Raw genomic sequence first — 22,692 nt, 5'->3', positions numbered from 1 at the left:
GTCGGCTGATGTCCGACTCCCACGATCTTCCCAGCTTCGACCTCGGCGAGCCCGCGCAGCCGGCCAAGCCGGAGGCGTATCGCGTCCTCGCGCGCAAATACCGGCCACAGACCTTTGCCGAGCTGATCGGGCAGGACGCGATGGTCACCACGCTCGGCAATGCGATCAAGCGCGGCCGCCTGGCGCATGCCTTCCTGCTCACCGGCGTGCGCGGCGTGGGCAAGACCTCCACCGCACGGCTGATCGCCAAGGCGCTCAACTGCATCGGACCGGATGGCCAGGGCGGCCCGACGATCGACCCGTGCGGCGTGTGCGAACCGTGCCGCGCGATCGCCGAGGGGCGGCATATCGACGTGATCGAGATGGACGCCGCGAGCCATACCGGTGTCGACGACGTACGCGAGATCATCGATGCGTCGCGCTACGCCGCGGTCTCGGCGCGGTTCAAGATCTATATCATCGACGAAGTTCACATGCTGTCGAAGAACGCGTTCAACGCGCTCTTGAAGACGCTGGAGGAGCCGCCGGCGCATGTGAAATTCCTGTTCGCGACGACGGAAGTCAACAAGGTGCCGGTGACGGTCCTGTCACGCTGCCAGCGGTTCGATCTGCGGCGCATCTCGGCCGAGATGCTCGCCGCGCATTTCACCCGCGTGGCCGAGGCCGAGGGCGTCGAGGCGGAGCCCGAGGCGCTCGGCCTGATCGCCCGCGCCGCCGAAGGCTCGGCGCGCGATGGTCTGTCGATCCTCGACCAGGCGATCGCGCATGCCGGGATCGAAGGCGGCGGCGTTAGGGCAAGCGCGGTGCGCGACATGCTCGGCCTGTCGGATCGCGGCGCGGTGCGCGATCTGCTCGGGTTGCTGCTGGCCGGCGACGGGCTGGGCGCGCTGGGCGCGCTTCGCCGGCAATATGATCTCGGTGTCGATCCCCAGGCAGTGCTGCGCGCGCTGCTCGAGACGGTGCACGGCGTGACCCTGGTCAAGCTCGGCACGCCGGTCGAGGCGGGGCAGGCCAATGAAGAACGCGAAGCGCAGGAGGGCTGGGCCACGGCCTTGTCGTTCGCCGCGCTGCACCGGCTGTGGCAGCTCCTGCTCAAGGGGCATGACGAGGTGGCGCGCGCCGCACTGCCGATCGAGGCGTGCGAGATGGCGCTGCTGCGCGTCGTCCATGCCTCGCAACTGCCCGATCCGGGCGAGCTCGCACGGCAGATTGCCGCGGGCGGCCCGGCGCAAGGCGCGCCCGCCGCGGCCGCCCCCGCCGCGCTTGCCTCCGCGACGGCTGCCGCCGAGCCCGCTGCCGCGGGAGAGCCCGCGCTGCCCGGCACGATCGAGCAGATTATCGCGGCGATCGAGCAGAGCGGCGAATTCGGTCTCGCGGTGAAGCTCGAGCGCAGCGCCAGCGTGATCCGTATTGCGCCGCCCGAGCTGGTGCTCAGCGCCGCCCGGCCGCTGCCCGCCGACATGATCCGCGACCTCACCATCGAGCTGAAGAATTGCACCGGGCGGGTGTGGAAGGTGACGACCGAGGACGCCCCGGGCGCGCCGACGATCAAGGAGCGCCGCGCCGAGGCGCGCGAAGGGCTGCGCGCGGATATTCTCGCCAGCCCGGTGGTCAAGGCGGCGTTCGAGGCGTTTCCGGAGGCCGTACTGCCCGAGGAAGAGCTCGACCGGCTGATCGCGCAGAAAATTTAAGCGAAGGACTATCCGCATGAAGAGCATCGAAGACATCATGGCCATGGCGCAGAACGTGCAGGCCGAACTAGAAAAGGCGCAGGCCAATCTCGACGGGATCGAGGTCGAAGGCGCGGCCGGCGGCGGGCTGGTCAAGGTCAAGGCCTCGGCCAAGGGCCGGATCATCGGCATCGCGATCGACGATTCGCTGCTCGTGCCGGCGGACAAGCAGATCCTCGAGGATCTGATCGTCGCCGCGTTCAACGATGCCCGCGCCAAGGCCGATACCGCGTCCAACACCGAGATGGGCAAGCTGACCAGCGGCATGCCGCTCCCGCCGGGCTTCAAGCTGCCGTTCTAAGCAACACAGAGCCCCTCCCCGTCGGGGGAGGGGCCCGGGATCACCCCAGGCACCCGTCCAGCCGATCGTTGCGCACCACGCCGACCCGCCGGGCGATCGTGTTGCCGTGCCGCCGGGTAAAGCCTTTCGGCGCCTTGGCCGCGCGCTTCTTGGGCAGCGGCAGGATCGCGGCGATCCGCCCTGCCTCGGACGGCGAGAGCCGCGCCGCGCCATGCCCGAAATAGCGGATCGATCCCGCCTCCACGCCGTAGGTCCCGATCCCGGTCTCGGCGATGTTGAGATATACTTCCATGATCCGGCGCTTGCCCCACAGCGCTTCGATTAGCACGGTGAAATAGGCCTCCAGCGCCTTGCGCACATAACCGCCGCCCTGGAACAGGAAGGCATTCTTGGCGGTCTGCTGGCTGATCGTCGAACCGCCGCGGATCCGCCCGCCCTGCGCGTTGCGATAGGCGGCATTGGCCATCGCGCTGAAATCGAAGCCGTGATGCGTGCAGAAGCGCCCGTCCTCGCCGGCGATCGCCGCGCGCGGCATATCAGGGTCGATGTCGGACAGCGGCATCCATTTCTTCGTCACGCTATGCCCGCCGAGCATGTCGCCGGCCATCGTCAGCGTGATCGGCGGCGGCACGAAGCGGTAGAGCAATACCCACAATACGGTCACGATGACGAAGCCAAGCAGCGCCTTGCCGATCCAGCCGAGCAAGCGGCGCGCGATCGGGCGGCGGGGCCTGGCCGGCGGCGGATCGGATGCCCGGAAGCTGGCGGGGGCATAGGGGGCGGATCGATCGTCGCTCATGCCGCCGGAGTGCCGGATTAGCCGGGGCTGGGGAAGGGGGCTTATGCGGTTGCGCCAGGGACTCTCCCGTTCTCCCGCGAAAGGCATGGGCGAACGGGAAGGGGCGTTGCATCCTTCGGGCTGGCCGTCGCGACACCGTCGCGACGAAGACGCCGCCTAGCGGGCGGCAAGTGTGCGCTGCGCGAGCACTGCCCTTGCCGCCGCGACACCCGTTTCGTATGCGCCGTGGGCGGTAGAGAAATCATGCGCCGAACAGGCCTCGCCGGCGAAGAACAGCCGTTCGTCGACCGGTTCCGCCAATACCGCACGCTTGCCCGCCGCGCCGACCCGCGCATGCGAATAGCTGCCATGGATATGCGGTTCGGCGCGCCAGCGCGTGCTGGCGAGCGGCGTCAGGCGTCGGCGCCACTCCGAACCGAGCAGCGCGACCAGTTCGCCGATCGCGAAATCCGCCGCGGCGCCTTCGCCCGCCTGCTCCAGCGCCTCGGCGCAGTCGCCGCCGAAGAAGCTCTCGATCAGCGGCCAGCCGAACGGCGACAGGCGGTGGCTGGCGGTGCAGGCGCTATGGGGATTGCCGGTGAGGTGGCCGTTGCGCGGCAGCCCGCCGCCGGTGACCTGCAGGAACACCTTGTCGGCAAGGCCCAGCGGCAGGTCCGCCGCCGCCGCATGCTTGGCGGGCAGCGGCGGATCGAAGCTGATCGCCTCGCGCGCCAGCACGCTGGTCGGCACGCACAGGATGACGCGGTCGGCCGCGATCGTGCCGCGGTTGGTGTCGATCCGGATCGTGCGCCCGCGATGATCGATCCGCGAGACGATCGTATCGAGCTGCACCGGCACCCCGGCGGCATGATGGCGCACGACCGAGCCATAGCCCTGTTCGACCGTCCAATTGTCCTCGCTCGCCGCATCCTCGTACGCGGCCCAATCGTGCAGCGAGACCTGCGCCAGCGGCGCGCCGTTCACATAGCCCGAGATCGCATCGATCATCGGGCGCCAGCGATCGTCGGCGGCGATGAAGTCGGACAGCGGGCGATCGGGCCCGCCAAGCGCGGCATGCGCCGCTTCTTCCCAGCGCTGCCAAGCCGCGCCGAACGCGGCATGATCCGCGGGCGGAAAGCCGAGATCACGCCACTGCGTGGTCCAGTTAGTGGGGGAACGATCGACGCTGAAGCCGTAGTGTTCGGCGAGTTTGGTCCACGGGTTGCGTTGCGCGGAATGGAGCCAGCCACAGCCGGCATCGACATTCACCCAACCTGTCTCTGGCGACGTCGGCGAAAGCGCGAGGGGCAGCGCCACACTCCGCGCCCTTCCGCCAAGGTGGGCGGCTGCTTCGACCAGCAACACGTCCGCCTGGGCGTCCCGCAGCACGCGCGCCGCGGCGATGCCCGCCGCGCCGCCGCCGATCACGACGATCATGAGCGGGCGGCGGGCACGATCAGGCGGTCAGCAGGCGGCGATCGCCGGCAAGGCGCATCATCGCCTTTTGCAGCTTTTCGAACGCGCGAACTTCGATCTGGCGGACACGCTCGCGTGACACACCATAGACCTGGCTGAGTTCTTCCAGCGTCTTGGGATCGTCGGTCAGCCGCCGCTCGGTCAGGATATGCTGCTCGCGCTCGTTAAGATCGTCCATCGCGGAGGTCAGCATCTCGTGGCGCACATCGGCTTCCTGCGCTTCGGCGACGACGGTGTCCTGCAGCGGCGCATCGTCCTGCAGCCAATCCTGCCACTGGCCGTCGCCATCCTCGCGCATCGGCACGTTGAGCGACGTATCGCCGCCCATCGCCATGCGACGGTTCATGCTCGTCACCTCGGCCTCGGTAACGCCGAGATCGGTGGCGATCTTGGTGAGATGCTCGGGCGTCAAATCGCCGTCTTCGAACGCATCGAGCTTGGATTTCATCCGGCGCAGGTTGAAGAACAGTTTCTTCTGAGCCGCGGTGGTGCCCATCTTCACCAGGCTCCACGAGCGCAGGATATATTCCTGGATCGACGCGCGGATCCACCACATCGCATAGGTGGCAAGGCGGAAGCCGCGATCGGCCTCGAACTTCTTCACGCCCTGCATCAGGCCGATATTGCCTTCGGAGATGAGCTCCGACGTCGGCAGGCCATAGCCGCGATAGCCCATCGCGATCTTCGCCACGAGGCGCAGATGCGAGGTCACCAGCTGCGCCGCGGCGTCGGTATCGCCATGTTCCTCGAAGCGCTTGGCGAGCATATATTCCTGCTCGGGCGCGAGGATCGGGAATTTCTTGATTTCCGACAGATAGCGGTTGAGGCTTGCCTCCCCGCCAAGAGCGGGGACCGTGGCTGGCAGATTGCTTTTAGCCATGACTTGATCTCCCTTTCAAACTGGACGTTCGCCGCACCGCGGCAATCATCCGATAGCTATACGTCAAGGTTGTTGAACAGTTCCTGCATGTCGGCAGGCATTTCGCTGTCGAACGCCAGAACGGTATTTTTCACCGGGTGAATGAACCCCAAACGGGCGGCGTGCAACGCCTGGCGGCGGAAATTCAAGGTTTCCAAAATTTCCCGGTGAGCTTGTTTTGTTCTGCCATAAACCGGGTCACCAAGCAAGGCGTGGCCGATCGACGCCATGTGCACGCGCACCTGGTGAGTCCGGCCGGTTTCCAGCCGGCATTCGACCAGCGCCGCATTCCTGAGCGTCTTCAGCGTCTTGAAATGCGTCACCGCGCGCTTGCCGCTCTCGACGATCGCCACCTTCTTGCGATTGGTCGGCGATCGCGCGAGCGGCGCATCGATCTTGCCGACGGGCGGCGCTGGCTTGCCCGAGACGATCGCCTTGTAGCGCCGCTCGATGCTATGGTCGTGGAACTGTCGCGCCAGGCCCTCGTGCGCGCGATCGGTCTTGGCCGCGAGCATCAGCCCCGACGTATCCTTGTCGATGCGGTGCACGATGCCGGGCCGCGCCACGCCGCCGATGCCCGACAGGCTGCCGCCGCAATGGTGCAGCAGCGCGTTGACCAAGGTGCCGTCGAGATTGCCTGCGGCCGGATGGACGACCAGCCCGGCCTGCTTGTCGATCACGATCAGATGCTCGTCCTCGAACACCACATTGAGCGCGATGTCCTGCGCCTCGTTATGCGCCGGCGTCGGCGCGGGAACGGCGACGTTGAAGATCGCGCCGCCCGCTGCCTTGCGCGATGGGTCGCGGGCCAGCGCGCCGCTGGGATCGCTCACCGCACCGCTGTTGATCAGTACCTTGAGCCGCTCGCGCGACAGGGTCGGCACGGCGTCGGCCAGCGCACGATCGAGGCGCCAGCCATCCGCTGCGTCCGCGATCCTTGCTTCGATGATGGAAACCCCCCGGCACATGTTCTAGCGATGTGGGCATGGGGTTGGAGATTTCAAGCACGCTGCTCGCGCGATTGCTGGCCGAGGCGCAGGCCAGGCCCGAAATCGAAGTGTGCGGATTGCTGTTCGGCACGGTCGATCGGATCGACGCGGCTGTGCCGTGCGCCAACGTCGCGGGCGATCCGGCGCGCACCTTCGAGATCGATCCGGCGGCGTTGTTCGCGGCGCATAAGCACGCGCGGTCGGGCGGACCGGTGGTGATCGGCCATTATCATTCGCATCCTACGGGCCGCGCCGAACCCTCGGCGACCGATGCGGCAAGTGCGATGGGGGATGGCGCAGTATGGCTGATCCTGGCGGGCAGGGAAGCGCGAGCGTGGCGGACGGTAAAGGTCGGGGCGTTCGAAGCGCTTGCCCTGATGCCCGCGCCGTCATTCTGATTTTCGTCGGGATGACGGTGTCGAGGGGGTGAGGCGCCGATCCATCGATGGCGGATGGGTTGCGTCCACGCCCGCACGTCGCCAGAAGAGCCTTAACGCTTATTACCCATCGGAAATCCGCTATGACCATCTCCCCGGTCGATTTCGCCAGCCTGCTCTGCTCGCGTCTGTGCCACGATCTGCTCTCCCCCGTCGGCGCGCTGAACAACGGGCTCGAGCTGCTCGCCGACGAGCATGATCCGGAGATGCGTGCGCGGTGCCTCGAACTGCTCAACGAAAGCGCGCGCGCCTCGGCCAACAAGCTGAAATTCTTCCGCCTCGCGTTCGGCGCGGCGGGCGGGTTCGGCGAGATGGTCGATGCGCGCGAGGCGCGGGCGGCGATCGAGGGGCTGTTCGGCGACAATCATCGCGTCAAGTTCGGCTGGCTGGTCGAGGATGCGACCTTGCCCAAGCCGGCGATCAAGGTGCTGCTCAATCTCGCGCTGATCGCCGGCGACGCGCTGATCCGCGGCGGGCAGCTGGATGTCGGGGCGGAAAGCGTTGGCGGCACGGTGGAGATCGTCGTGCGCGCCGATGGCCCGCGCATCGTGCTCGATCAAGAATTGCGCAGCGCGCTGGCCGGCACGCAGGGCGACGCGGTGATCACGCCGCGCGCCGCCGCCGCCTATCTCGTCCAGGCGCTGGTCGCCGAGGGCGGCGGCATGGTGCAGGTTTCCCCGCCGGACGCCCCGGTGCTGCTGTTCGGCGCGGCGTTCAAGGTCGGGTAAACCTGGTCTTAACCAGTGATCGGCCATGACTGCGCGATATCGCGGGGGCCCATGGACGATCTGCTACAGGAATTCATCGCCGAAACCCGGGAGACGCTGGCCGCGCTCTCCGGGGAAATCGTCGCGTGGGAAAGCGATCCGTCGGATCGCCAGCGGCTCGATGCGATCTTCCGCTTCGTTCATACCGTCAAGGGCAGCTGCGGCTTCCTCGATCTGCCGCGGCTCGCCCGGCTGAGCCATGCCGCAGAGGACGTGCTGGCGGGGGTGCGCGATGGCGCGCGCGTGCCGGACACGCGGCTGGTCAATGCCGTGCTCGCCATCGTCGACCGGATCGGCGAACTGGTCGAGGCGATCGATGCCGGCATGTCGCTCGACGATAGCGGTGAGGATGTGCTGATCGCGGCGCTTGCCGAAGGCTCGGACCTGGTCGGCCCGGCCAGCGCGCTGGTCGCGCAGCGGCAACCGGCGCGCAGCGTGCGGCTCAGCGTCGATCTGCTCGATCGCATGATGTCGGGCATGTCGGACATGGTGCTGGCGCGCAACGAACTGGCACGGCGCCTGCGCGACGATGGCGCCGACCCCACGGTCGAGGCGGCGCTCGAGCGCCTGTCGCTCACCGTCGCCGAAATGCGCGATACCGTCACGCGCACCCGCATGCAGAAGGTCGAGACCTTGTTCTCGGCGCTGCCGCGGATCGTGCGCGATACCGCGGCGGATCTGGGCAAGGCCGTGGTGCTGACGATCGAGGGATCGGACGTCGAGCTCGATCGCGAGATGATCGAGATGATGCGCGATCCACTGGTGCATATGGTGCGCAACTCGATCGATCATGGGCTGGAAACGCCGGCTGAGCGCACCATCGCTGGCAAACGCGAAAATTGCCGGCTCACCGTATCGGCCCGTCAATCGGGCAACCAGATCATCATCTCGATTACCGATGACGGTCGCGGCATCGATGTCGAGCGGCTGATCGCGAAGCTCGTCGCCGCGGGCCGGTCCGAGCGCGAACTGCGCGCGCTGAGCGCCAAGGCCAAGCTGGATCTGGTCTTCCAGGCCGGCCTGTCGACCAAGGACGAAGTGACCGGCATTTCCGGCCGCGGCGTCGGCATGGACGTGGTGCGCGCCAATATCGAGCAGATCGGTGGCCGGATCGAGATCGACAACAGCCTGGGCCGCGGGGTGCGCTTTGCCATCCATGTGCCGCTGACCCTCTCGATCATCTCGACGATTGTCGTCGGCGTCGGGGAGCAGCGCTTCGCCGTCTCGCGCCAGGCGATCGAGGAGATCGTCACGGTGCGCGGGCAGCAGATCCGGATCGACATGCTCGGCGATACTGCGGCGGCGACCGTGCGCGAGCGCCGCATGCCGCTGATCGATCTCGGGTCGGTGATGGGCCTGCCGGGCAGCGGCGCGGCGCCGGCCATGCTGGTGATCGTCGGTGTCGTCGGCGGCAGCTATGCCCTCGCGGTCGATTCGGTGCTCGATCACGAGGAACTGGTGATCAAGCCGGCCGCGCCGGCGGTGATGGCGACCGGAATCTATGCCGGGCAGACCTTGCCCGATAGCGGCCTGCCGATGCTGCTGCTCGACTGTGCCGGCATCGCCGCGGTCGCCGGGCTGGAATTCTCCCGCGAGGAGCCGGTCGAGGACGATGCCGTCGAGGCCACAACCGATGCCATGTCGGCGCTGCTGTTCGACGATCTCGATGGCGTGCGCCGCCTGGTACCGCTCGAGGTGATCGATCGTATCGAACCGGTGCCCGCGCACAGCATCCGCTTCGCCGCCGGGCGGCTGCGCCTGTCGATCGACGGCCGTATCGTCCCGCTCGCCGCGATGGCGGAAGTCGGCGACCGCGCGATCGTCTCGGTATTGCGGCTGCGCGACGGGCCGATCGAGATCGCCTATGCGATCGGTGAAGCGCTCGATATCGTCTCGGTGCCATCAACGATCGTCGCCGCGCGCGAGCCGGGGCCGGTGGCCGGCGTGGTCGGTATCGATGGCGATCAGATCGAGATGCTCGACGTGCACTGGCTGTTCGCCACGCATGGCGACGACGTCCGGCACGAAGCGCCACCGGTCTGCCTGATCGAGGGCTCGGGCTCGGCGTGGATGACGACGTTCCTCAAGCCCGCGCTGGAAGGCGCCGGCTACCGGGTAGCCACGTCGCTTCCGGCAGGCGAACGCCCCGCCGTCGTGCTGACAATGGATCCCGAGCCGGCAGTCACGGTGCCGGACTCCGCGGTTGTCCGGCTGCGGCATGATCGCCCGCTGGGCGGGCGCGACGATCACAGCATCTATCGCTACGACCGGCCGGGATTGCTCGCGGCCTTGGCCGAGCGGGCGGGGCGGCGCTGATGTTGAGCCTGTTTCTCATCGCTCATATCGCCGGACGCGCCGTCGCGATCGATTCTGCGCAGGTCGAATCGGTGGTCGATATCGGCAGTGTCGTGCCGGTGCCGCGCTCGGCCGATCAGGTGCTGGGGCTGGCCGCGTTGCGCAGCCGCGTGGTGACGGTGATCGATACGCGCGTGGCGCTCGGCCTGCCGTCGGCGGGCGGCGCGGCGGGGCGGGCGGTGATCACGCTGGTCGAGGGGCAACATTACGCCATCCTGGTCGATTCGCTCGAAGACGTGGCCCCGTTCGAGATGGTCCCGCTATCCTCCGGCCTGATCCTGGATGGCGGCTGGCGCTCCACGGGCTGCGGGATCGTCGAGCGCGATGGCGAGCCGATCCTCGCGATCAATTTACGCGCGCTCTTGCCGGGGCTGGCCGCGGTCGCCGCATAACATTGTCGATTAACGAGACGCTTACCCCTTTCGGGCACAAGGCCCGATAGCGCAACACGGGAAGATTCGATGAAGACGTGCCTGGTGGTCGATGATTCCAAGGTTATCCGCAAAGTTGCGCGGCATATTCTGGAAACGCTCAATTTTCGCGTCTCCGAGGCGGGCGACGGCAAGGAAGCGCTTGATGCCTGCCTGGTCTCGGCGCCGGACGTGGTGCTGCTCGACTGGAACATGCCGGTGATGAGCGGGATGGATTTCCTGCGCGCGCTGCGTGTGAGCGCCGTGACGAGCCGGCCCAAAGTGGTATTTTGCACGACGGAAAACGGCATGGCACATATCCGCGCCGCGATCGAAGCGGGGGCCGACGAATATGTCATGAAGCCGTTCGATCGTGAGACGCTGGAAAGCAAGCTGCAGATCGTCGGCATGGCCTGACGATCCGGTCATGACACTCAAGCCCGCAGCGGCCGTCGCGCCTGCGGGGCGCGACGCCAGAATATTGATCGTCGACGATTCCGCGGTTGCCCGTGCCGTGATGGGGCGGATGATCGCCGCCAAATCGACGCTGGTGATCGCCGGCGCGGTGCCCGACGCCCGACAGGCGCTGGCCTTTCTCAAGACGGCACGCGTGGACGCGATCGTGCTCGATATCGAGATGCCCGGCGTCGATGGCTTGACCGCCTTGCCCGATCTGATCGCGGCGGGGCGCGGGGCGAAGATCCTGGTCGTGTCCTCGTCCTGCGACGATGGCGGCACGGCGGCGATCCAGGCGCTCGCGCAGGGCGCGGCCGACACGCTCGTCAAGCCCGGCAGCGGGGCGTTTGCCGGGCGCTTCGCCGAGGTGCTGGTCGAGAAACTGACGCGCATGCTCGAGGCGGAGCAGACCATTCCCGCGGCGATGACGCCGTCGCTGCCGGTCGCCTCCATGGCGGGCGGGTTCGATATCGTCGCGGTCGGCGCGTCGACCGGCGGTATCCACGCGCTGAGCCTGATGTTGCGCGAGATCCCGCCGAGCTTCGAACTGCCGATCCTCATCACGCAGCACCTGCCGAATTCCTTCATGCCGTATTTCGCCGCGCAGGTCGCCGTATTGGCCCGCCGGCCGTGCGATGTCGCGCTGGATCGCATGCGGATCCGCCCCGGACGGGTGATCATTGCGCCCGGCGATGCGCATCTCCGCGTGGTGAGCCTGGGGGAAGGCGCCGCTGGAATACGCCTGACGCACGAGGCATCGCGTAGCGGGTGCCTGCCCTCGGTCGATCCCATGTTCGACAGTCTCGCCGGCGTCTATGGCGCGCGGGCGCTGTGCGTCGTGTTGAGCGGCATGGGCCGCGACGGCAGCGAGGGCGCGCAGCGCATCGTCGCGGCCGGCGGCAGCGTCGTGGTGCAGGACCGCGACAGTTCCGTCGTCTGGGGCATGCCGGGCGCGGTCGCCGCCGCGGGCGCCGCGCGCGCCATCCTGCCGCCCGAGGAGATCGGCCGCCTGATCGCCACGCGCCGGCGGCCGGCATGATCAGTCCACAACTTCGCCGCCCCGTCGACGCGGTGATCCCGCGCTCGACCGGCGCGTTGCAGGTCTTCGCCGCGCTGCTCGAACAGCGCACGGGGCAGCTGATTGCCGCGAACCGCGCCTGGCGGATCGAAACGGCGTTGAAACCGGTGTTGCGCGAGCGGGGACTGGAAACGATGGACCAATTGGCGGGCGAGATACTGGCCGGGGTCGATCCGCGTGTCGGCGATCAGGTCGTCGATGCGCTGCTCAATCAGGAAAGCTCGTTCTTCCGCGATACCGCCGTGCTCACCATGGTCGGGGATATCGCGCAGAATCTGCGTCTGGCGATGCCGACGCGCAACCTGCGGATCTGGTCGGCCGGCTGTTCAATGGGGCAGGAGCCCTTGTCGCTGGCCATGCTGTTTGCCGAACAGGTGGAAGCATCCGGCGGCAGGATGCCCGATATCGTCGCCACCGACGTTTCCGGCGCGGCGATCGCCCGCGCCAAAAGCGGTACCTTCACGCAGTTCGAGATCCAGCGCGGGCTGCCGGTGCGGCGCATGATCCGCTGGTTCGATAATGTCGGCGCGGACTGGGTCGCCAAGCCCGAATTGATCCGCCGTATCTCGTTCAGGCGGATGGATCTCGTCGCCGATCCCTTGCCGCTCGGGCTGTTCGATATCGTCCTGTGCCGCAACGTGCTGATGTATCTGTCGCCGACGTTGCGCAGGCAGGTCTTCGATCGGCTGGCGCGCGCGACGCGGCCCGGCGGATTGCTCGTGCTCGGCGCGGGCGAGACGGTGATCGGCCAGACCGATGCATTCCGGCCGTCGCAGGAACATCGCGGCCTGTATGAGGCGACCGGCGACTGAACCGTGTGCGCGGCCGGCGCCGCGTTTCTCCCTGCAATATTTCGGCGTGCCGCTTCCCCTCCTTATGCTAATCGGTGTGCTGGTGGCGGCGCGCGGCAAGGCGCGCGCCACGATCCGCACGAATTGTGCGGGACTGTTTCGGGGGAGCCGCAATGACCATGATCGACACGCCATCGCCGAATTTCGACGAGCGGCTGTTGCCGGTGTCGCTGATCGTGCTGCATTATACCGGCATGCAGGATGCGGATGCCGCGATAAGGCGGCTGACCGATCCCGCGGCGCAAGTGTCGGCGCATTATCTCATCGCCGAGGACGGCACGGTGCTGAAGATGGTCGACGAAGCCCATCGTGCCTGGCACGCCGGGCGATCGCACTGGCGCGGCATCACCGATGTCAACAGCGCCAGCATCGGCATCGAGATCGTCAATCCGGGCCATGAGTTCGGCTACCGCCCGTTTCCCGATCAGCAGATCGAGGCGCTGCTGCCGCTGGTCGCCGGTATCAAGGAACGGTATGCGATCGGCCGTGGCGACGTGGTCGGCCATTCCGATATCGCGCCTCAGCGCAAGCAGGATCCGGGCGAGCTTTTCCCGTGGAGCCGGCTTGCCCGGTTGCGGCTCGCGCTGCCGCGCCCGACCAGGAATTTGATGGATCCGGGCTGGACCGAGGGCGGCTTCCTGCTCGCGCTGGAGCGGTTCGGCTACGACGTATCCGACAAGCTTGCCGCCGTGGTCGCGTTCCAGCGGCGCTTCCGCCCCGAACTGATCGATGGCGAGATCGATGCCGAATGCCGCTGCATCCTGCTCGCGTTGCTGCTGCCCAAGCCGCAGGGCGACGATTGAACGGGGTAGACGGGCTGTACGTCGCACCGCTAAGGCGCTGCTTCGCCAGAGGGTCGGGCGACCGCGGGTGCTCTTCGGAGCGCGCGAGGAAAGTCCGGGCTCCATGTAACGACGGTGCCGGGTAACGCCCGGCGGGGGTGACCCCAGGGAAAGTGCCACAGAGAGTAGACGGCGACCGTTTCGACGACGCCACGGTGAAAGGGTGCGGCAAGAGCGCACCGCGCGCTTGGTAACAAGGGCGGCACGGCAAACCCCACCGGGAGCAAAACCGAATAGGGGCGGCATATGAGCATCGTTGCTGCTCGTCGCCCGGGTTGGTTGCTTGAGCCCGCATGCAAATGCGGGCCTAGAGGAATGGTCGCCCATCCCGGCAACGGGGGGACAGAACCCGGCTTACAGACCCTCTGGCGTTTCATCCTTGCGCTGTTAAGCTCCCGGAAACGGGGGATTCGCGATGGGCAGGCGTTCGATTTTGATGCTGGCGACGATCGCCGGCATGGCGTCCGCTGCGGCAGCACAGCAGCCGGCCAGTAGCGTCCAGCAGGACTTCGAGGCCGCGGCGGCGCTGCACGACAAGGACGATTTCGCCGGCGCGCTGGCGCGGTGGCAGGCGCTCGAGACGCGGGCCGCGAAGAACGTGCGCAGCCGCTCGCTGGTGCAGCTGCGCAAGGGGCAGACATTGCTGGCGCTCGATCGCAAGGACGAGGCGGTGGCCGCGACGCGGCTGGGTCTCGCCGCGCTGCCGTCAAGCGATGCGACCCTCCGCAACGATCGCTTCGTCGCCTTCCTGACACTCGGCCGGGTGGCCGAGGCATCGCTCGATTATGCCAGCGCCGCCGAAGCGTATGACGATGCCGAGAAGCTCGCGACGGGCCCCGGTGACAAGCTGATCGCGCTGCGCGGCCTGATCCAGGCGACCACCTTTGTCGATCCCAACCGTGCCGGCCCGGCGATCGGCCGTGCCGAGTTGCTCGTGGCAACCGATACGGACAAAGCCGTGAAGGCGGTGATCAAGCGCTTGAAGGGGCAGCTACTGCTCAACCAGGGCGCGTTCGAACTGTCGCGCAAGGCGAGTGGCGAGGCCGTGCAACTGCTCGGCGGCCTGACCGAACGCACCAGGATCGACGATGTCCCGGTCCGCTCGAATTATGCCATTGCCGCGCTGCTGGCGGGCGACAAGGAAGATGCGCGGCGCTACCTAGCGATGACCGGGGCAGGCCGCCTGAGCAAGGGCAGCTTCGATCCGGCCCTACAGATGAAGGTGCCGGAATGCGGTGGTGAGTCGGGGCTGAAGCCCGCCGATATGGCGGTGGTGGAATTTACGATCGACGATGACGGTGTCGTGCGCATCAGCGCGCCGGTCTATGCGGCCGGCGGCGGCGGCACCGCGCTCGAATTTGCGCGGGCAACGCGCGGCTGGTCGTGGTCGCCCGAGCAGGTCAAGCAGATGCCGCTATTCTTCCGTAACCGCGTGCGCGTGGAACTGCGCTGTTCGACGGCTTTCGAACGGCCCTCTATCGGCACGTATCTGGACGGCGAACTGGGCGCGTGGCTGACCGACAGGAAGGTTGCCATGCCGCCGATGCTGAGCGGGTCGGATGCCGGTATGCTGCCGCAATTGCGCGTGCAGCTGGCGGCGGCGGAAGCGGCCGGCGGTGCGGACGCGCTGGCGCTGGTGCCGATCCTGCACCAATTGACGCATAGCAGCGTGGTCGCGCGCGAGGAGATCAATGTGCTGGCCCGGCGCGAACTGGCCATTGCCGTGGCGCATGGCGCGCCCCCGCCGGCGCGCCTGGCGATCGAGACGATCGTGTGGCAGTCCGATTTGGCGGAGGGGTGGAAGCCGGAACCCTATGTGCGGACGGTGACGCCTGCGCTGGGCGCGACGGCCTATGCCGGCGATGCCGTGGCGCGATCGGCGTTGCGCCTGCTGCTTGCCGATGCCGGGCGCAAGAATGAAACGCGGTCACGGCAATTGCTGACCGAGATCGGCAAGGATCCGGCGCTACCGGCGAATCATCCGTTGCGCGTCGGCGCGCTGATACGGCTCGCCTCGCTGGAAAAGGATGCCGGCAACGCCGCCGCCGCCGCCGCCGCCTTCACGCAATCGGGCCTGTCGGCGCGGCAATGTGCGCTCGTCGATTCGGCGCCGCGCTTTCTCGGCGTCACTGCGGGGCCGAGCGCGTTCCCAATGGAAGCGCAGCAATGGGGCTTCGAGGGCTTCACCAGCACGCAGTTCGACGTGTCGGCGGATGGCCGGGTGGTCAACCAGCGTGTGGTCGTGGCCTATCCCCCATTCGTCTTCACCGAAGCGGGCACGGGGATCATGAAGACGGCGCGCTACGAGAAAAGCTATCGCCCCGAAGGCGGGCTCGGCTGCGGCGGCGAGATGCGGCGCGTGCGGTTCTCCCTCTAAGCGTCGCGGCGCCGACGCCGCGCTTGCGCTCCTCGCGTTGCGGCCTATGTCCAGCCGCATGGCGCGCACAACATCACGTTCGGCAGATTGGGGCTTCCCGCGGTGGCGCGGTTATGGCGAGGCGGGCAGCGCCGCGGCGACCGTGCGGCTGTGCGATCGCCACGGCTGCCAGGAAAAGGGCGATTGCCCGGCGCCGAAATCGCCCAACAGCCCGGAGCGCTGGTATTTCTGCCAGCTGCATGCCGGCGAATATAATCGCGGCTGGAATTATTTCGAAGGGCTGACCGCCGAGGAGGCGGCCGAGCGCGAACGCGCCGAGACGCAGACCGCGGAGGGCTATACCGAATCGAAGCATAACAGCTGGGCCGGGCCCGGCGACGGCAGCCGGACGCGCGACGAGATGCGCGCGCTGGAGGTGCTCGGGCTCGATCCGGACGTGGAATTCGCCGCGGTGAAGCTCGCCTGGCGCAAGCTGGCCAAGGACAGCCATCCCGATCTGCGGCCGGGCGATGCCGAGGCGGCGAAGCGTTTCCAGGCGGTGCAGACGGCGTACGAAGTGCTGCGGATGGCCGAGGAACAGCGCGAGTGGAAGCCGACCGCTTGAAGACGGTGCGCGCCGAATGGGCCGGTACGCTGCTGGTCTGCCGCAAATGTTCGAAGAAACTGGATGGCGGGTTCGGCCCCAAAGGCAAGACCCCGCTGGCCAAGGCGCTGCGACACTTTCTGGCGCTGGGCAAGGGGCGCAAGAGCCGGCTCGGCGTGGTCGAGGTGAAATGTCTCGGCATCTGCCCCAGGAATGCCGTAACGGTGGTCGACGGTGCCCGGCCGCACGAATGGAAGCTGGTCGATCGCGATACGGCGATCGCCGACGTGGCGGCCGCGCTGGGGGCGGACCCGCAGTCAGCGCCGGTTCACGATCCGCATGCTATGACATGACGATCAAAGGAGAATTGCCATGCGGCCAATCCATCTTATCGTCGGCGCGGCGTTGCTCTGCGGGGCCGGTATGGCCGAGGCTCGCACGCGGCTGACCCCCGAGCAGCAGCTCGCCAAGATTCTCGACGGGCGCGTTGCGGGCAAGCCGGTCAACTGCATCAACCTGCGCAACATGCAATCCACCCAAATCGTCGACAAGACCGCGATCGTCTATCGCGACGGGCGCACCCTGTACGTCAACCGGCCTGCCTATGCCGATTCGCTTAACGACAACGATATCCTGGTGACCAGGACCTACAGCAGCAATCTGTGCTCGATCGATACGGTCGACCTGGTCGATCGCGGCGCACGGTTCCAGCGCGGGTTCGTCTCGCTCAGCGAGTTCGTGCCCTACACCAAGCCGCGCTGACCGTCAGGCGTAGCGCCGCGCGGTGTCGCGGATCAGCGCGATCATGTTGGGGATGCCCTGGGTGCGGTTCGAGCTGAGCTGGTTCTTGAGATCGAACGGCCCGAGCGCGCCTTCGATATCGCTGGCGAGGATCGCCGCGGGCGGCTGATCCTGGACCGTCAGCAGGACCAGCGCGATGATGCCCTTGGTGATCGCCGCATTGCTGTCCGCCAGGAAGTGCAATGTGCCGTCGTCGCGCGTGGTGGGATAGACCCATACCGAGGCGGAGCAGCCGCGCACCAGGGTGGCATCGGTCTTGAGCGCGTCGGGCATCGGCTCGAGATCTCGGCCGAGATCGATCAGCAGGCGGTAGCGATCGTCGGCGTCGAGGAAGCCGTATTCGTCTTGCAGGTCGGAGAGGTTGGGCATGGCGGCATCGTTAGAGCGTTGCACGCACGATTGCCAATCGTTGCTTGTTCGCCAACGTACCTGGCGCGCCCGCCGCCGCCGCTGCCGCAGCCCCAGCCCCAGCCAACGCACCTGCCGCACCTGCCGCTCCTGCCGCAATCCCGGACTTGATCCGGGATCCATCGCGCCTCAGGTCCGATCTTCCGAGGGGAGGGATGGATCCTGACCTTCGTCAGGATGACGGTGCGGGGGGCGTGCAGCTCGATCCACTCCTGCTGTCATCCCGGACTTGATCCGGGATCCATCGCGCCTCAAATCCGATCGTCTGAGGGGAGGGATGGATCCCCACCGTCGTCAGGATGACGGCACGGGGCGGGGGGCGTGCCGCTCAGAGATCCACCCCGGCGGCGATCGCTTCCAGCTTGCGGATGCGCTCCTTGAGATCGGCGATCTCGATCCGCGCGCTGGCACTCGGCACGCTGTGCGAGACGGTGCGGTCGGCGGCGATGTCGCCGGCGGCGTGCAGCTCCTGTGCTTTGAGCTGGAGCCAGCCGCGCCAGCCGGTCAGCGCGGCGAAGGTCAGCATGGCCAGGCCGACCAGCGCGGCGCTGGCCATGGTCAGGTACAGATTGGGGTCGGTCATGATCCCTGCTCCCTGTTAGCTGCGGTCGCGCAGTCGTTCGATCTCGCGATCGAGGCGAGCGCCGCTGTCGTTGCTGTCGGTGGCGAGACGTTCGAGCACCGCGAGCCGCTCCTTCATCGATTTCAGCTCCTCGCGCAGCCGCTGATTTTCGGCATCCGAGGCGGCGGTGGCGGGGCTGAACGTCTCGCCGGTGTCGCCGCGCTTTTCGTGGCGGTAGCGTGCGGTGAAGACCTTGCCGATCGTGACGATCAGGATGATCGCGACGACCATGGCGAATGGATTGTCCATGATACTTCCTTCCCTAGTTCCGGCGCGCGGTGTGCCGCGCCGCCGGTCGATGTCAGTGTGCCGGGCGGCGGAGTTGTTCGATCTCGCGATCGAGCTGGTGCGACCCGTCGGTGACGATCCGTTCGACCACGGCCAACCGGTCCTTGATCGCGCCCAGTTCGGCGCGCAGCTGGGCGTTCTCCTGCGTCAGCAGCTTGATCCGCTCGATGCTCTCGTCGCTGGCCTTGGGGTAGACGGCCTGCCCCCAGGCGCCATCGGGCGGGTAGCCGTGGCGGATTCTCAGCCAGGTGGTGATCACCCACGCGGCCATGCAGGCCACGCCGACGATCGCGATGACGGGGGCAAAATCGGCGAAGAACTGAACCTTTTCCATGATCTCTCTCCTCAGCGCTCGCGCAGCGCGTCGATTTCGCGGGCGGTGCGCTCGGCGGGGTCGGTGGCGATCCGTTCGAGCACTGCGATCCGCGCCTCGAGCCGGGAAATCTGCCCGGTCAGGCGCTCGTTCTCGCTCGACAGCAGGCCGATCTTGCGCTCGCTATCGGTACCGGCATCGCCGCGATGGCTCTTCTTGCCCGACCATTCGTCTTCCAGCGGATAGCCGTGCTTGGCCCGGATCCAGCTGTTGATGATCCAGCCGGCATAGGAGATCGCGATGATCGCGATCACGAAGCCTGGTCCACCCCAACTCATTGTACGTCTCCCCTGTTGACTGCCCGCGCCTCAGCGCAGGCTGTCGATTTCATTGGCCAGGCGGCTGTTGCGGCTGGTGTAATGCATTTCGATGTCGGCGAGCCGGCGATCGATGTCGCGGAAGCTGGAGCGGATCTCCGCGGTCGAGCGCTTCGGGTTGGAGCGCACGCCCTGCCAGAATTTCTGCTCTTCGCGGCTTTCGTACAGGCCGGCGGGCTTGTTGTCCGCCATCCAGGCGACCAGCCAATAGGCGATCAGCGTCCAGGGGAAGCCCCCGGCCAGCGTCAGGACGACGGTGCCGACGCGGACCCAGGTGACATCGACGCCGGTATAATCGGCGATCCCGGAGCAGACGCCGAGCCATTTGCGGTTCTGCTTGTCGAGATAGAATTTGGTGCGGCTGGCGGACATTTCAGTTCCTCCGTGTGAGATAGTCGTCTGGCTGTTCGGATTTGATCCGCGGCTGCCAGTCGGGGTTGTCGGCGGCGACGATGCGCTCCACCGTGTTCAGGCGATCCTCCAGCCGGCGGGCGAGCGAGTAGAGCTCGTCGAGCAGGCCTTCGTCCTCCTGCGTGATCTTCGGCGCCTGCTTCCACTTGGTGATGTAGTGGAGGATGATCCAGGGCATGCCGATGAACAGCGAGGTGATCGCGATCAGCGGGACGAAGACGTCTTCCATCTCAATTGTCCCCGTGCGCGTTCGGGGCGATGCGCGCCTTCATCGCGGCGAGCTCGGCATCGACCTTCTCGGCCGACTTGAGTTCGGCGATTTCCTCGTCGAGCGTCTTGGGCGCGCCGCCCAGGCCGGCGGCATCGGCGCGGCCCTCGGCCAGGTCGACGCGGCGATCCAGGATGTCGAAGCGCGAGAAGGCGTCCTCGACCTTCTGGCCGGCATACATTTCGCGCAGCTTGAAGCGGTTGTGCGCCGTTTCCAGCCGGGTGACGATCTGGTTCTGCCGGGTGCGCGCCTCGCTCAGCTTCTTCTGCAGCTTGGCGATATCCTCCTCGGCGGCGCGCAGCGCGTCATCGAGCACGGTGATCTCGGAGACCAGCTGACCGGCCATGTCGGCGGCCTTCTGCTTCTCGACCAGCGCGGCCTTGGCGAGATCCTCGCGGTCCTTCGACAGCGCCAGCTCGGCCTTTTCGGTCCAGCTTTCCTGCAGCTTGTCGAGCTTGCCGATATGCCGGCGCATTTCCTTCTGATCGGCGATCGTGCGGGCAGCAGAGGCGCGCACTTCGACCAGCGTCTCCTCCATTTCGAGGATGATCATGCGGATCATCTTCGACGGGTCCTCCGCCTTGTCGAGCAGATCGGTGAAATTGGCGGCGATGATGTCGCGGGTGCGGGAAAAGATACCCATTGAAATACTCCTTCAGGGACGCGGGATAAGTGCCGGGGCGGGCTCTAGGGGGTCGCCCGCCCCGGGCGCACGCCGTGTGATCAGGCGACGGCGGCGATGCTGGAAGCCGAGACGTTGGCCGGGCCGACCGCTGCGACGACCGTCAGGCCGCTGAACAGGATGGCGAAGAACATGGCGGCGACGTTGCGGCGGACATTGGTGGTCTGGGCGAACATGGCGGAAACTCCCTGTTTAGCGTGTTGCTGCTCGTCATTGTGACGATTGCCAACAGCTCTGCAGGGAGCGTGCCAATTTCAAAAATGGCTGATTTGCGCGTGTGTCCGGCGTGGCACGCAACGAAAATCATTTTCGGCTTGCGAACGCTTGGGATTTTACGCCAAGCTTTGGGAATGGAGCGCACCACTCAGGTCATCGGCCAGTCGAACGCCTTTCTCGACGTACTCGAGCGCGCCAGTCGCGCCGCGGCGCTGGATCGTCCGGTGCTGGTGATCGGCGAGCGCGGCACGGGCAAGGAACTGGTCGCCGAGCGCCTGCATCGCCTGAGCCCGCGCTGGGATCAGCCGCTGGTGGTGATGAACTGCGCCGCGCTGCCCGAGACGCTGATCGAAGCGGAATTGTTCGGCCATGAGGCGGGCGCGTTCACCGGGGCGACCAAGGCGCGCGTCGGGCGGTTCGAGGAGGCGCATGGCGGCACCTTGTTCCTCGACGAACTCGGCACGCTGTCGATGGGCGCGCAGGAGCGATTGCTGCGTGCGGTGGAATATGGCGAGATCACGCGGATCGGCTCGTCCCGCCCGCTCCGCGTCGACGTGCGCATCGTCGCGGCGACCAACGAACATCTGCCGGCCAAGGTCGAGCGCCACCAGTTCCGCGCCGATCTGCTCGATCGCCTGAGTTTCGAGGTGGTGACGCTGCCTCCCTTACGCGCGCGGCCGGGCGACGTGATGGTGCTGGCGGACCATTTCGGCCGGCGCATGGCGGCCGAGCTCGGCCGCGACGCCTGGGACGGGTTCGGCCCGCACGCGATCGCCGCGCTGACCGACTATCAATGGCCGGGCAACGTCCGCGAACTGCGCAACGTCGTCGAACGCGCCGTCTATCGCTGGGAGCATGTCGGGCCGATCGAGCATATCGAGTTCGATCCGTTCCAGTCGCCCTATCAGCCGGCCAGCCTCCCGACCGTGGCGGCAACCGCGCCGGTATCGGTGGCAGCGAGCCCGGTTGCAGAACCGATCGTCGCGCCGCACACCGGCGATTTCAAGACCCGCATCGCGCGGTTCGAGTGCGAGCTGCTCGAACGGGCCTTGGCCGAAAACCGCTTCAATCAGCGCTCGACGGCCGATGCGCTGGGGCTGAGTTACGATCAGCTGCGCCATGCGCTGAAGCGTCACGGGCTAATTTCCGCGGGCAGTTCCGAATCGGTTGCGTAACGGTTTGGCCGGACCCATTTCGGGGGGGCAGGCGTTCCACACCCGACCTATCAGGAGAGATATGATGGCTTTCGAACTTCCCCCGCTGCCCTATGCGTATGACGCGCTGGAGCCGACGATCTCGAAAGAGACGATGACCTATCATCACGACAAGCATCATGCCGCCTATACCGCCAAGCTCAACGAGGGCGTGGCCGCCGATCCCAAGCTGGAAGGCAAGACGATCGAGGAGATCTTCGGCATGATCTCGACGCTGCCGCCGCTGGTGCGCAACAATGGCGGCGGTTTCTGGAACCACGATTTCTTCTGGAAGATCATGGGCCCCGAAGGCACGACCCAGCCGTCGGGCAAGCTGGCCGAGGCGATCGACGCCTATGGCGGGCTCGACAAGCTCAAGGAAGATTTCAACACCAAGGGCGCAGGCCAGTTCGGCTCGGGCTGGGCGTGGGTGATCGCCGACGAGAGCGGCGCGCTCAAGGTGGTGTCGACGCCGAACCAGGATAATCCCCTGATGGACGACGCCAAGGACAAGGGCGCGCCGATCCTGGGCAACGACGTGTGGGAACACGCTTATTACCTGACCTACAAGAATGATCGCCCGGGTTATCTCAAGGCGTGGTGGAACGTGGTGAACTGGGACGCGGCCGGCGCGCTCTACGACAAGGCTGTCGGGTAACGATTGACTCCTCCCCGGAACGGGGAGGGGGACCAGCGTAGCTGGTGGAGGGGTGGGCCGGCAACGCTGCGGTTGCGTTGCCGGCCCACCCCCTCCGTCGCGCGAC

At 66.9% G+C, this 22,692-nt stretch carries 29 protein-coding genes and 1 other RNA gene; 17 read left to right on the top strand and 13 right to left on the bottom strand.

Features of this window, described 5'->3' with window-relative positions; all coding sequences use genetic code 11:
• Positions 1-8: 8 nt before the first annotated feature.
• Positions 9-1,691 carry a DNA polymerase III subunit gamma/tau gene (locus NV401_RS12950; RefSeq protein WP_261294855.1) on the top strand — a complete coding sequence of 561 codons (1,683 nt, stop codon included), beginning with the start codon at positions 9-11 and terminating at the stop codon, positions 1,689-1,691.
• A gap of 16 nt (positions 1,692-1,707) precedes the next feature.
• On the top strand, positions 1,708-2,031 hold the full coding sequence (locus NV401_RS12945; RefSeq protein ID WP_261294854.1) for a YbaB/EbfC family nucleoid-associated protein: 324 nt from the start codon (positions 1,708-1,710) through the stop codon (positions 2,029-2,031).
• 40 nt (positions 2,032-2,071) lie between these two features.
• Here NV401_RS12945 and mtgA read toward each other — a convergent pair whose 3' ends face one another.
• The 4 genes from mtgA to NV401_RS12925 form a co-directional block, all read right to left on the bottom strand.
• Entirely contained in the window at positions 2,072-2,830 is a 759-nt protein-coding gene (gene mtgA / locus NV401_RS12940) for a monofunctional biosynthetic peptidoglycan transglycosylase (RefSeq protein WP_261294853.1), read from the bottom strand.
• A 156-nt stretch (positions 2,831-2,986) separates the two neighbouring features.
• On the bottom strand, positions 2,987-4,246 hold the full coding sequence (locus NV401_RS12935) for a flavin monoamine oxidase family protein (protein ID WP_261294852.1): 1,260 nt from the start codon (positions 4,244-4,246) through the stop codon (positions 2,987-2,989).
• Between the two features lie 19 nt (positions 4,247-4,265).
• Positions 4,266-5,165: an RNA polymerase sigma factor RpoH gene (gene rpoH / locus NV401_RS12930; RefSeq protein ID WP_261294851.1), complete on the bottom strand. Its 900-nt coding sequence runs from the start codon at positions 5,163-5,165 to the stop codon at positions 4,266-4,268.
• A 56-nt stretch (positions 5,166-5,221) separates the two neighbouring features.
• Complete coding sequence (locus tag NV401_RS12925; RefSeq protein ID WP_261294850.1) at positions 5,222-6,172, bottom strand: RluA family pseudouridine synthase; 951 nt, start codon at positions 6,170-6,172, stop codon at positions 5,222-5,224.
• 17 nt (positions 6,173-6,189) lie between these two features.
• Between NV401_RS12925 and NV401_RS12920 the strand changes: the two genes are divergently transcribed.
• The 13 genes from NV401_RS12920 (at position 6,190) to NV401_RS12860 (ending at position 17,111) form a co-directional block, all read left to right on the top strand.
• Positions 6,190-6,591, top strand: coding sequence for a M67 family metallopeptidase (locus tag NV401_RS12920; protein WP_261294849.1), 402 nt, complete (start codon positions 6,190-6,192; stop codon positions 6,589-6,591).
• A gap of 122 nt (positions 6,592-6,713) precedes the next feature.
• Positions 6,714-7,358, top strand: a complete 645-nt coding sequence (locus tag NV401_RS12915; RefSeq protein ID WP_261294848.1) for a histidine phosphotransferase family protein — start codon at positions 6,714-6,716, stop codon at positions 7,356-7,358.
• 51 nt (positions 7,359-7,409) lie between these two features.
• A complete protein-coding gene (locus NV401_RS12910) occupies positions 7,410-9,713 on the top strand; it encodes a chemotaxis protein CheA (protein WP_261294847.1) in 2,304 nt (767 codons plus the stop codon).
• A 2-nt stretch (positions 9,714-9,715) separates the two neighbouring features.
• Complete coding sequence (locus NV401_RS12905) at positions 9,716-10,144, top strand: chemotaxis protein CheW (RefSeq protein ID WP_261294935.1); 429 nt, start codon at positions 9,716-9,718, stop codon at positions 10,142-10,144.
• 69 nt (positions 10,145-10,213) lie between these two features.
• On the top strand, positions 10,214-10,579 hold the full coding sequence (locus NV401_RS12900; protein WP_261294846.1) for a response regulator: 366 nt from the start codon (positions 10,214-10,216) through the stop codon (positions 10,577-10,579).
• A gap of 10 nt (positions 10,580-10,589) precedes the next feature.
• Positions 10,590-11,657, top strand: coding sequence for a chemotaxis protein CheB (locus tag NV401_RS12895; protein WP_261294845.1), 1,068 nt, complete (start codon positions 10,590-10,592; stop codon positions 11,655-11,657).
• Positions 11,654-12,508: a CheR family methyltransferase gene (locus NV401_RS12890; protein WP_261294844.1), complete on the top strand. Its 855-nt coding sequence runs from the start codon at positions 11,654-11,656 to the stop codon at positions 12,506-12,508. Before NV401_RS12895 ends, NV401_RS12890 begins: the two co-directional genes overlap by 4 nt.
• 152 nt (positions 12,509-12,660) lie before the next feature.
• Positions 12,661-13,350 carry an N-acetylmuramoyl-L-alanine amidase gene (locus NV401_RS12885; RefSeq protein WP_261294843.1) on the top strand — a complete coding sequence of 230 codons (690 nt, stop codon included), beginning with the start codon at positions 12,661-12,663 and terminating at the stop codon, positions 13,348-13,350.
• 45 nt (positions 13,351-13,395) lie between these two features.
• Positions 13,396-13,762: RNase P RNA component class A (gene rnpB, locus NV401_RS12880), an RNA gene on the top strand.
• A gap of 42 nt (positions 13,763-13,804) precedes the next feature.
• Complete coding sequence (locus NV401_RS12875; RefSeq protein ID WP_261294842.1) at positions 13,805-15,766, top strand: hypothetical protein; 1,962 nt, start codon at positions 13,805-13,807, stop codon at positions 15,764-15,766.
• Between the two features lie 58 nt (positions 15,767-15,824).
• On the top strand, positions 15,825-16,370 hold the full coding sequence (locus NV401_RS12870; protein WP_261294841.1) for a J domain-containing protein: 546 nt from the start codon (positions 15,825-15,827) through the stop codon (positions 16,368-16,370).
• The gene (locus NV401_RS12865; protein ID WP_380816707.1) at positions 16,352-16,702 is read left to right on the top strand and encodes a thioredoxin domain-containing protein; all 351 of its coding nucleotides are present in this window, start codon (positions 16,352-16,354) and stop codon (positions 16,700-16,702) included. Before NV401_RS12870 ends, NV401_RS12865 begins: the two co-directional genes overlap by 19 nt.
• A 19-nt stretch (positions 16,703-16,721) precedes the next feature.
• Complete coding sequence (locus NV401_RS12860) at positions 16,722-17,111, top strand: hypothetical protein (protein WP_261294840.1); 390 nt, start codon at positions 16,722-16,724, stop codon at positions 17,109-17,111.
• Positions 17,112-17,114: 3 nt separating this feature from the next.
• Here NV401_RS12860 and NV401_RS12855 read toward each other — a convergent pair whose 3' ends face one another.
• From NV401_RS12855 to NV401_RS12815, 9 genes are all read right to left on the bottom strand, one after another.
• Positions 17,115-17,519 carry a SufE family protein gene (locus tag NV401_RS12855; protein WP_261294839.1) on the bottom strand — a complete coding sequence of 135 codons (405 nt, stop codon included), beginning with the start codon at positions 17,517-17,519 and terminating at the stop codon, positions 17,115-17,117.
• A gap of 367 nt (positions 17,520-17,886) precedes the next feature.
• Positions 17,887-18,141, bottom strand: coding sequence for a hypothetical protein (locus NV401_RS12850; protein WP_261294838.1), 255 nt, complete (start codon positions 18,139-18,141; stop codon positions 17,887-17,889).
• A gap of 15 nt (positions 18,142-18,156) precedes the next feature.
• A complete protein-coding gene (locus tag NV401_RS12845) occupies positions 18,157-18,429 on the bottom strand; it encodes a hypothetical protein (protein WP_261294837.1) in 273 nt (90 codons plus the stop codon).
• A 52-nt stretch (positions 18,430-18,481) separates the two neighbouring features.
• Positions 18,482-18,802 (bottom strand): hypothetical protein, encoded by a 321-nt coding sequence (locus tag NV401_RS12840; protein ID WP_261294836.1) that lies wholly within the window; start codon positions 18,800-18,802, stop codon positions 18,482-18,484.
• A gap of 11 nt (positions 18,803-18,813) precedes the next feature.
• Complete coding sequence (locus NV401_RS12835; protein WP_261294835.1) at positions 18,814-19,119, bottom strand: hypothetical protein; 306 nt, start codon at positions 19,117-19,119, stop codon at positions 18,814-18,816.
• A 30-nt stretch (positions 19,120-19,149) separates the two neighbouring features.
• A complete protein-coding gene (pspC, locus tag NV401_RS12830) occupies positions 19,150-19,530 on the bottom strand; it encodes an envelope stress response membrane protein PspC (RefSeq protein WP_261294834.1) in 381 nt (126 codons plus the stop codon).
• Between the two features lies 1 nt (position 19,531).
• Positions 19,532-19,798, bottom strand: coding sequence for an envelope stress response membrane protein PspB (gene pspB / locus NV401_RS12825; protein WP_261294833.1), 267 nt, complete (start codon positions 19,796-19,798; stop codon positions 19,532-19,534).
• A gap of 1 nt (position 19,799) precedes the next feature.
• Positions 19,800-20,480 (bottom strand): phage shock protein PspA, encoded by a 681-nt coding sequence (gene pspA / locus NV401_RS12820; protein WP_261294832.1) that lies wholly within the window; start codon positions 20,478-20,480, stop codon positions 19,800-19,802.
• Positions 20,481-20,560: 80 nt separating this feature from the next.
• The gene (locus NV401_RS12815; protein ID WP_261294831.1) at positions 20,561-20,695 is read right to left on the bottom strand and encodes a hypothetical protein; all 135 of its coding nucleotides are present in this window, start codon (positions 20,693-20,695) and stop codon (positions 20,561-20,563) included.
• A 174-nt stretch (positions 20,696-20,869) separates the two neighbouring features.
• Here NV401_RS12815 and pspF point away from each other — a divergent pair, with 174 nt between their 5' ends.
• Both pspF and NV401_RS12805 read left to right on the top strand, forming a co-directional pair.
• Positions 20,870-21,910, top strand: a complete 1,041-nt coding sequence (pspF, locus tag NV401_RS12810; RefSeq protein WP_261294830.1) for a phage shock protein operon transcriptional activator — start codon at positions 20,870-20,872, stop codon at positions 21,908-21,910.
• A gap of 64 nt (positions 21,911-21,974) precedes the next feature.
• Positions 21,975-22,586, top strand: coding sequence for a superoxide dismutase (locus tag NV401_RS12805; protein ID WP_261294829.1), 612 nt, complete (start codon positions 21,975-21,977; stop codon positions 22,584-22,586).
• Positions 22,587-22,692: the final 106 nt, after the last annotated feature.

This window comes from Sphingomonas hylomeconis, from assembly GCF_025370105.1.
GTDB classification, from domain to species: domain Bacteria; phylum Pseudomonadota; class Alphaproteobacteria; order Sphingomonadales; family Sphingomonadaceae; genus Sphingomonas; species Sphingomonas hylomeconis.
Note: the sequence above shows the minus strand (reverse complement) of the source record. Positions and strands in the feature narration are given on the sequence as shown.